Below are 7,524 nucleotides of genomic sequence, written 5' to 3' on the forward strand. Positions count from 1 at the left end.
CGGGGTCCGGCCGAAACGACACGGTCGGGAGGTCACCCTGGTCGGCAACATCCAGGCCCTTCTCCCGCAGGCGCTCCAGAAGGCCGGCGGCGCGAAACGCGGCGGGCGCTCCTTCCTGGCCCCTGCGGCGAGCGCCGGCGCTCGAGGGCACTCCAATCAGTGCCAGCCGGTTCTTCGGTAGAAACGCTTCGTCTCCAATAAGCATAATACTTCGATTATACATCGTCCAAACTTGTTCCATTAAAATGATTCGTCTCAAGAAGGACACACGCCCATGTGATAGATTCAGCTGCCTCCAGGAGCTGAAAAAATGAAGCGACCCCTACGAGCCACCGCCCTCATCGTCGCGGTATCCGCGCTTTCTGCCATGGCGCAGGATCCTCAAGAGCGCCGCCGGTTTCTCGAGCCCGAAACGCCGGTTTCCGACGATCCGCGGCGCGTCCCCGTGTCCGAGCCCGAGGAAGACGGACGCGTCCTCGTGCTTCGTGGCGGAAACGTCTTCGACGGGACGGGAGCGCCACTCAGAGCCGCGACGATCGTGACCCGCGGCAAGACGATCGACCGCCTCGAATCACCGGACGTCACATCGTGGCCCGAGGACGCGGAAGTGATCGACATTGACGGAAAGACGGTGCTTCCCGGGCTCGTCGATCTCCACACTCACCTCACGTATTACGACCCCGACTCTTCGCCGGAACGGGGCCGGAGCGTAGCCGACGCGACGCTGCGCGCTTCCGAGCGGCTTCGCTACTACATCGAGAGCGGCATCACGTCGATCCGGGACGTGGCTTCAGCCGGCGACATTCCCTTCGTGCTCAAGCAGTGGGTCGCCGAGAACCGCGTCGTCGGCCCGCGTATCTTTGCCGCCGGGCAGCTCATCACCGCGACGGGCGGTCATGGCGCCGAGGGGCAAGGCAACATTCTCGTGGAGACGGGCTCCGTCATGACGGCGTCCGGGCCCGACGAGTGGCGTGAAGCGGTGCGCAAGCAGTTCGATCGCGGCGCCGACCTAATCAAGCTGGCGAGCCACTACAGCCGTGAAGAGATTGCCGCGGCCATCGAGGAAGCGCATGCCCTGGGACTCAAAGTCACCGTCGATGCCGAGACGTTCTATGTCCAGTGGGCGGTCGAGGCGGGTGCGGACTCGATCGAGCACCCTCTGCCGCGAACCGAAGAGACGGTCCGGATGATGGCGGAAACCGGGACCGCTTCCGTTCCCACGCTCATTCCGTACATCTACATCATCGATGCGTCGGGTGGTTACTTCGGGTCCACGTCGCGTCGCTTCACCATGACCAAGGACTCGAATCTCGCCATGCTGCGGACGCTCCGGGAGGCAGGCGTCAAGCTCGGCGTGGGGACCGATCTGGTCGTCGACTGGTATCGATACTTGCCTCACCCTTACATCACCGAGCTGAAGCAGCTCGAAGCGGCTGGCTACACGCCCTCGGAAGCTCTGGTCGCCGCGACGAAAACGAGTGCGGAAATCCTCGACATGGCACACCGCCTCGGCACGATCGAGCCCGGCAAGTTGGCGGATCTCGTCGTCATCGACGGCCGGCCCGATCGGAACCTCGAGGATCTCGAAAAGGTCGACCTGGTGATCCGCGATGGACACGTGATCGTGCGGGAGGGCCGGATCTGGGTCCCACGACACGTGCCGGAGAGCCCCGAGCGACCCACCGAGATGCGGTGAGGAAGCCGCGCGAGAGTCAGGATCTTCCAGGCCTCGATAGGTACTCGCTCCAGGTAATCCTTCCGTACCGATGATCGGGGCAGGTGTTCTGCCCTCGGCGGAACGCGGCCGCGGCTCGGCCGGGAAGGGGAAGGTGCACGACCTTTCGCCGGATGCCGCGGGCCGGCATCCAAGCCGCCGCAAGCTGGCCCATCGTCAGCACTTCCGGCCCGCCCACGTCGGGAACGCGGCCGCTGGGTCCGGCGGAAACGAGCTCGATCATGCGCGTGGCAACCTCGCCCGAATCGATGACCTGAAACTTCAAGTCGGTCGGCACGAAGGCGACGAGGGGAAGCTTGAAGAGCGGTGGCAGAAAGCGCTCGTCGAGAAGGTCGTGAAACTGAGTGGCGCGGAGAATCGTGAAAGGAACGGGGCCCGCCTCGATGAGCTGCTCGGTCGTGCGCTTGGCTCGGTAGTACGAGAAGGGAAACCCGTCGATCCCGACGATGGAAATATAGAGCACGTGCGACACTCCGGCGGCCTTGGCATGATGGAGAAGAGCGCCGGTCCCCTCGACGTCCACCTTCTGCGCGGCGATGGGAGTCGAAGCCGCGTGAACGATCGTATCCACGCCGAGGACGGCCTCCGCGAGACCCACCCCGGACGAAAGCGACGTTTGCGACCACTCCACTTCGTCAGGAAATCCAGACCTTCGAGGGCCGCGGCTCGAGATGCGCACGACGTGCCCCGCCTCGAGGAGTGGAGCGACGAGCTGGCGTCCGAGAACTCCAGTCCCTCCGGTAATCAGAACGCGTGTCATGGCAGTCGCTCGAAACGAAGGCGATCGACGGCGAGAAAGGCTCCGACGGGATCGGCGTCCACCGGAGCGAGCTCGAGCAGGTTGATGCGCTTCCACAGCGCCGCGTCAGCGGTCATCCCATGTTCCACCATCTCTCGAGTCGGAACGAAGCCGGTGAGGCGAACGCCGTTGAGCCTCACTTCGATCGCCACCGGCTCGGTTCCTTCCGGAGCGGCGCTAGCGATGTGAATGCGGAGCGGCTCCGGCTGATCGACGGGGATGAACAGGCCAGCAGTCCGCCCCTCCGCGAGACGCACCTCGCGTTTCCGCCCCCGCCAATCCTGGAGTCCGCTCCACCCGTTTCCGAGGAAAGGCGGGTCCTGCGGACCGAGATCGATGACGCCTCCGAGATCGTGCATCCGATGGAACAAATACTGCCCGACGAGGATATCGTACTGAGTCTTGGGGCGGTCGTAGCGGATGGCAAAGAGCCAGTTCATCGGGAACGAGAAGGGATAACCGAAGGCATCGAACCAATCCTCGACGGAAGCGGCGATCGCCACCTCCCACGACATCGTGTCGTCGACGGGGATGCGTCCCTTCCGGTACTGCTCCATGAGGAGCGCATTCGCCACCACCACCGCGGCAACCAGGGCCCCCACGACCGCTCGCGGCCTTCGGCGAACCAGCTCCGTCAGCCAGGCGATCGCCGTTCCCAAACCGAGCGCCAGAATGGGCAGCGCGGCGTCGAACCGGCGAGCCCCGAACGATCCCCCGCCCCACCAGTCGGCGACCGTGCTGTTGACGTACCAGACGATGAGGGCCACCCCGGCAAGGGGAAGTCCCTTCCTGGGCTCGCGCCTGACGAAGCCGACGAGACCGAGCGCCGCCAATATCAGAATGGGGCTCCAGGAGAACAAGCCGTGCCTCGACGAGAACAGGGTCTCGGAAAGAAACGGATCGCCCCAGCGCACGTAATCGGCCCCCAGGGGCACGCCGACGTAAAAGCGGTCGTAAATCGTCTTCCAGCTGAGGAGCTGCGGAGATACACCGACTAAGAAAGCGCCCGCGAAGAAGATTGCGCCGGTCGAGACGGATCGCCACTCCCGGCGCCGGAGATGGCGAGAGAGACTGATGGCCGGGAGCAACAGGAAAACCGCAGTCTGCCACCGGACCCCCGTCGCCAATCCGAGAACGAGACCCAGGACGGCATAGTCGGCTCGCGTCGCCGGATCGTCCGCCCACAGCTTCACCACGAGCGTCACCAGCAAGAACGTGAGCGCGTGCGTGTAGATGGCGTGATAGGTCAGATACCAGGCGAGAAAGCTTCCCAGGACGATGCCCGAGCCCGCCACGAAGCAGATCCACGGAGGGAACCATCGCCGGAGCAGCCGGTCGAGAAGCACGAGCCCCACCCACCCGGCGAGAAGGTTCCCTAGAGCAACCGCATGAAAGTAGGGATCGGAGAAGCCATCGTAGGCGGCGTCATCACCAAACGCGCGTCGCAACCCGACTCCCAGATGCCCGATCTCCACGAACGGCACCCAGAGAACCGGTGCACCCACCGGATAGGTGAATCGTGCGAGCCCGGTCTCGCGCACCGGCTGCGAGCCCGCTTGTCGCTCGATCCCGAGGCTCCGGTATTGGTTCGCCAGATCGATGTCTCCATCGAATGCAAGCGAGTGCGAGAGGGAGTAATACCAGAGTCCGTCTCCTCTCAGGCGATAACCGCGAAAATGTAGAAGCGCGACGAGGACGAGGAGGATCGCGATGTAGCCGGTGTCGTAGCCGGAGCGCGAGCCTCTTCTGAGAATATGGTCGAGTAGGAGAATGCCGCTCACCAGAACGAGCCGGAGGATAGCGCCACTTTCTTCGACCGGGCCGAGGAGAGAAAATCCTCCCGAAACGACGACGGCGCCGAGGTCGAGAAGCCCCAGTGCGAGCACGAATCGGACGGCTCGAGAAAGTAATGTTCGCTTCTTGGCAAGACGAACGTCGACATCAGCCAATGGAGGTCTCTCAGTCCGCGGTGGTCGGAGCGAGCCGGGCCAACTCCTTTGACCGGGCCCGCTCGAGGAAAGCGAGGAGGTTCTCGGCGCGACGATCCCAGGAGTAAGCTCGCACGTCCTTACCCGCCCGCTCGGCAAGCCGCACCGACAGGCTGTCGTCGGCAAGAAGACGATCGATCGCGCTCGCCAAAGCCCGTGGGTCGCCCGCAGGCACGAGAAGGGCGTTTTCCTCGTGCGCCAGAACCTCGCGAATCGAAGGGAGATCCGAGGCGACGATCGGCCGGCCCGCGGCCATGGCCTCGAAGAGTTTGAGCGGGGACGTGAAACGACGCGCCGTCGCCGAGTCGAGCAACGGGATCACGAAGACGTCGGCCTTCTCTCGCTGCTCGGAAAGCTCGTGAGGTGGCAGGAACCCGGTGAAGTGAACGCGGTCGGAGATCGAAAGGCGCTCGGCCAGTTCCTTGACGCGATCGAGATCCGGCTCGCCCCGGAGTCCGCCAACGACGACCGCCTCGGCTCTCGGGACAGACTGCATCGCCTCGATCAAAACATCGACACCTTTCCACGGATAGAGCTGTCCGATATAGCCCACGCGCGGCGGGGCGTGCCGGCGGAAGCTCGGGATCCGAGCCGGGACCCGGCAACCGTCGGGAACGATCGCTGTCGGCGGGAGCGTCCCGTGGCGCTCGGCAAGGGCGTCGCGGAGCCCTTTCGTGATGGTGACAAGGCCTTGTGCGCGCTGACAAACTCTCCGCTCGCGAGCGTCGATGCGGAGGAGCTTCGCTGGCGACGGCGGCGAGCCCTCCGCGTACAGGCTGGCTTTCTCCTCGGCGAAAACCGCGGCGACGGTATGGGCTTCGTAGACGACGCAGGGAACGCGGCCCAGCCGAATCGCGAGATCCGCCAATAGCAGGTCGCGCGTGTACACGACGTCCCAGTGCCGACGCGCCAGAAGGCCCAGGGACGCGAGCAGATGGCTGAATCGGCCGATCGGGGTCGGGACGCGTCTCAGACGAAGGTTGGGGTGGGGCGCGAGATCGAAGAAAGCAAGACAGGCCTCGTCACTCCGAGAGTCGCTTCGGCGCACGACCAGCTCCACCCGCGCCTCCCGACTCGCCAGGGCGTGCGCGGTCGAGACCGTCTGTATGCCGTTGGCTCGCTCCATGGGAAAGCGAATGTCCGCCAGGTAGAGAAGCTTCATCGAATCTCGTGAACGACGTCCTGTCCCACGCGAAAGACGACCGGCATCCTTTCGTGGTAGCGCTCCATACCGGCCTGGAGCTGCCTCCTCCTCGGCTGCGGGATCCGGTCGTAGTGGATCACGAGATACCGGACGGGCGCGCGGTCGAGCAGGAAGTCGAGGATGCGTGCAGTGGGAAAGTGCCTCAATCTCCCCACGAGCTCCCAGTAGTCGTTTGGCCACCAACCGCTGTAACCGTTGACGAGCGGCCGGTAATGCGCGGTCGAATAATACATGGTGAGCGATTCGTGGACGATGTCCTCGCCTTCGTGGATCGGGAGTACGAGAACGGCTCCCTTCGAAGGCGCCGTCGAGAGCCAGCGGTGAACCTCGGGAATCCGCGGGGCCTCGGGAAACACCCGGTCGAGAGGGTACGTGCGGTACTCGAAGATGAGGATTCCGAGGAGGGCGACGGCGACGATTGGCCGGTATCGACGAGCCTTCGAAAGGAGCCCCGCCGCTCCCCAGGCGGAGAGTGCGGAAAGACCGACGAGCGTCAGGACCGCGAGCCGCGCCGGCACGCGCAAGCCTCCAAATCCCGGCACGTGGCGGTAGAAGAACCGATACGGCAGATACAGAGTCTCACCGAAGATCGGGATCTCGGGCCCGAGCGAGAGCACGAAGCCGAGAAGCGATAGAACGAAGAAGAAGATCCACATGGGATCCCGCCGCCGACCGAAGAGGAGGCCTGTCCCTGCGAGCACCATGGCGCCAAAACCGGGAAAGAGCGCTTTCTCCGAGCGAGGTTGTGCGTTGCGCCACTTGTTGAAGCTCGACGGTGTCAGATAGTCGGCCGGTCGAGCCGAGAAATGAACGACGTCCTCGTAGCGTCGATAGAATCCGCGCTCGCGATTTCTCACATAAGGAGGGATGAACGGGGCCACGAGAGCGGCCACCGTGGCGGCGCCCAACGTCAGGGAAACGATCTTTCGTCGAGACAGCAGCTGCCGGCCCGCGATCAGCAGTACGATCGCGAGCACGGCCAAGGCGAACGCGAGATAAACCGCGTAATAGTTGCAGGAGAGGATCTGCAGTGTCGTGAACACGACGACGCCGGCGAGCTGGAGCCGCCCGCCGTCTCGCAGGAAGCGGTTCAGACTCCAGAAGACGAAGGGGAACCACTGGAGCGTCAGAAGCTGCAGTTGGAGCAGATGCCCGAACCGGTAGGGCGCGGCGAGGTAGATCGTTCCCGCAATCAGGGCCGCCCATTTGTCGCCGGCGAGATCCCGGGCGAGAAGATACATGCCCAGTCCGGAAAGCACGAACGACGAAAGCATCGCGAAGTTGTACGCGAGGACGAGATTGCCCGTCATCAGGTACACGGGCGCGGCGAGAAGAGTAACCCCGAAGAGGTGCTCGGAATAGGCGAGGGTGTCTGGCCGGGGAGCGAAGATGTTCGCGTCGAAAAGAGAGAGCGGATCGGCCGTGAGAATGTGAAAGCTCCAGCCGAGGGTCCAGGAGTTCAGAAGCGCATCGGCCCCATGGCTCAAACCCGTTGTCATGCGGGGGAAGAGCGGCCATGTGAGCCAGACCGCGAGGAGCGCGAAGGTGACACAGGCGATCGCCGTCCACCCTCGCTCCTTCATCTCGCTCGTAACGACACCTCGATGTCCTGCCGGCGATAGAGACACGTCCCATTCACGTCTTCGCACACGTAGTAGAGAGCGTAAGCGGGAATCCGCGTCGTGCCCGAGAAACCGGTCGGGGTCTCGACCTCGAACTCGACCCGCCGGACCTCCTGGCTCACCGCCTCCGGTGGAACGGGAATCCGGTGAAGGGTTCGGTCCACCCCGAACGCCTC

At 64.1% G+C, this 7,524-nt stretch carries 7 protein-coding genes; 1 reads left to right on the forward strand and 6 read right to left on the reverse strand.

Annotated elements, in window-relative coordinates; genetic code table 11:
- The coding region (locus VEK15_02005; GenBank protein HXV59438.1) for a hypothetical protein at positions 1-205 on the reverse strand (205 nt) is incomplete at its 3' end.
- A 105-nt stretch (positions 206-310) separates the two neighbouring features.
- Between VEK15_02005 and VEK15_02010 the strand changes: the two genes are divergently transcribed.
- A complete protein-coding gene (locus VEK15_02010) occupies positions 311-1,696 on the forward strand; it encodes an amidohydrolase family protein (GenBank protein ID HXV59439.1) in 1,386 nt (461 codons plus the stop codon).
- Between the two features lie 16 nt (positions 1,697-1,712).
- Here the strand turns inward: VEK15_02010 and VEK15_02015 are convergent, their stop codons facing one another.
- From VEK15_02015 to VEK15_02035, 5 genes are all read right to left on the reverse strand, one after another.
- Positions 1,713-2,495 carry an SDR family oxidoreductase gene (locus VEK15_02015; GenBank protein HXV59440.1) on the reverse strand — a complete coding sequence of 261 codons (783 nt, stop codon included), beginning with the start codon at positions 2,493-2,495 and terminating at the stop codon, positions 1,713-1,715.
- The gene (locus VEK15_02020; GenBank protein ID HXV59441.1) at positions 2,492-4,483 is read right to left on the reverse strand and encodes a hypothetical protein; all 1,992 of its coding nucleotides are present in this window, start codon (positions 4,481-4,483) and stop codon (positions 2,492-2,494) included. Before VEK15_02020 ends, VEK15_02015 begins: the two co-directional genes overlap by 4 nt.
- Before the next feature lie 10 nt (positions 4,484-4,493).
- Positions 4,494-5,684 carry a glycosyltransferase family 4 protein gene (locus VEK15_02025; protein ID HXV59442.1) on the reverse strand — a complete coding sequence of 397 codons (1,191 nt, stop codon included), beginning with the start codon at positions 5,682-5,684 and terminating at the stop codon, positions 4,494-4,496.
- On the reverse strand, positions 5,681-7,309 hold the full coding sequence (locus VEK15_02030) for a 6-pyruvoyl-tetrahydropterin synthase-related protein (GenBank protein HXV59443.1): 1,629 nt from the start codon (positions 7,307-7,309) through the stop codon (positions 5,681-5,683). Before VEK15_02030 ends, VEK15_02025 begins: the two co-directional genes overlap by 4 nt.
- The coding region (locus VEK15_02035) for a hypothetical protein (protein ID HXV59444.1) at positions 7,306-7,524 on the reverse strand (219 nt) is incomplete at its 5' end. The genes VEK15_02035 and VEK15_02030, both read right to left, overlap by 4 nt.

Source organism: Vicinamibacteria bacterium, from assembly GCA_035620555.1.
In the GTDB taxonomy this organism is placed as follows: domain Bacteria; phylum Acidobacteriota; class Vicinamibacteria; order Marinacidobacterales; family SMYC01; genus DASPGQ01.

Excerpts from the sequence above, each read along its gene's own strand:
- VEK15_02010 (HXV59439.1), top strand. The coding sequence starts at position 311 with ATGAAGCGACCCCTACGAGCCACCGCCCTCATCGTCGCGGTATCCGCG.
- VEK15_02015 (HXV59440.1), bottom strand. The coding sequence starts at position 2,495 with ATGACACGCGTTCTGATTACCGGAGGGACTGGAGTTCTCGGACGCCAG.
- VEK15_02025 (HXV59442.1), bottom strand. The coding sequence starts at position 5,684 with ATGAAGCTTCTCTACCTGGCGGACATTCGCTTTCCCATGGAGCGAGCC.
- VEK15_02030 (HXV59443.1), bottom strand. The coding sequence starts at position 7,309 with ATGAAGGAGCGAGGGTGGACGGCGATCGCCTGTGTCACCTTCGCGCTC.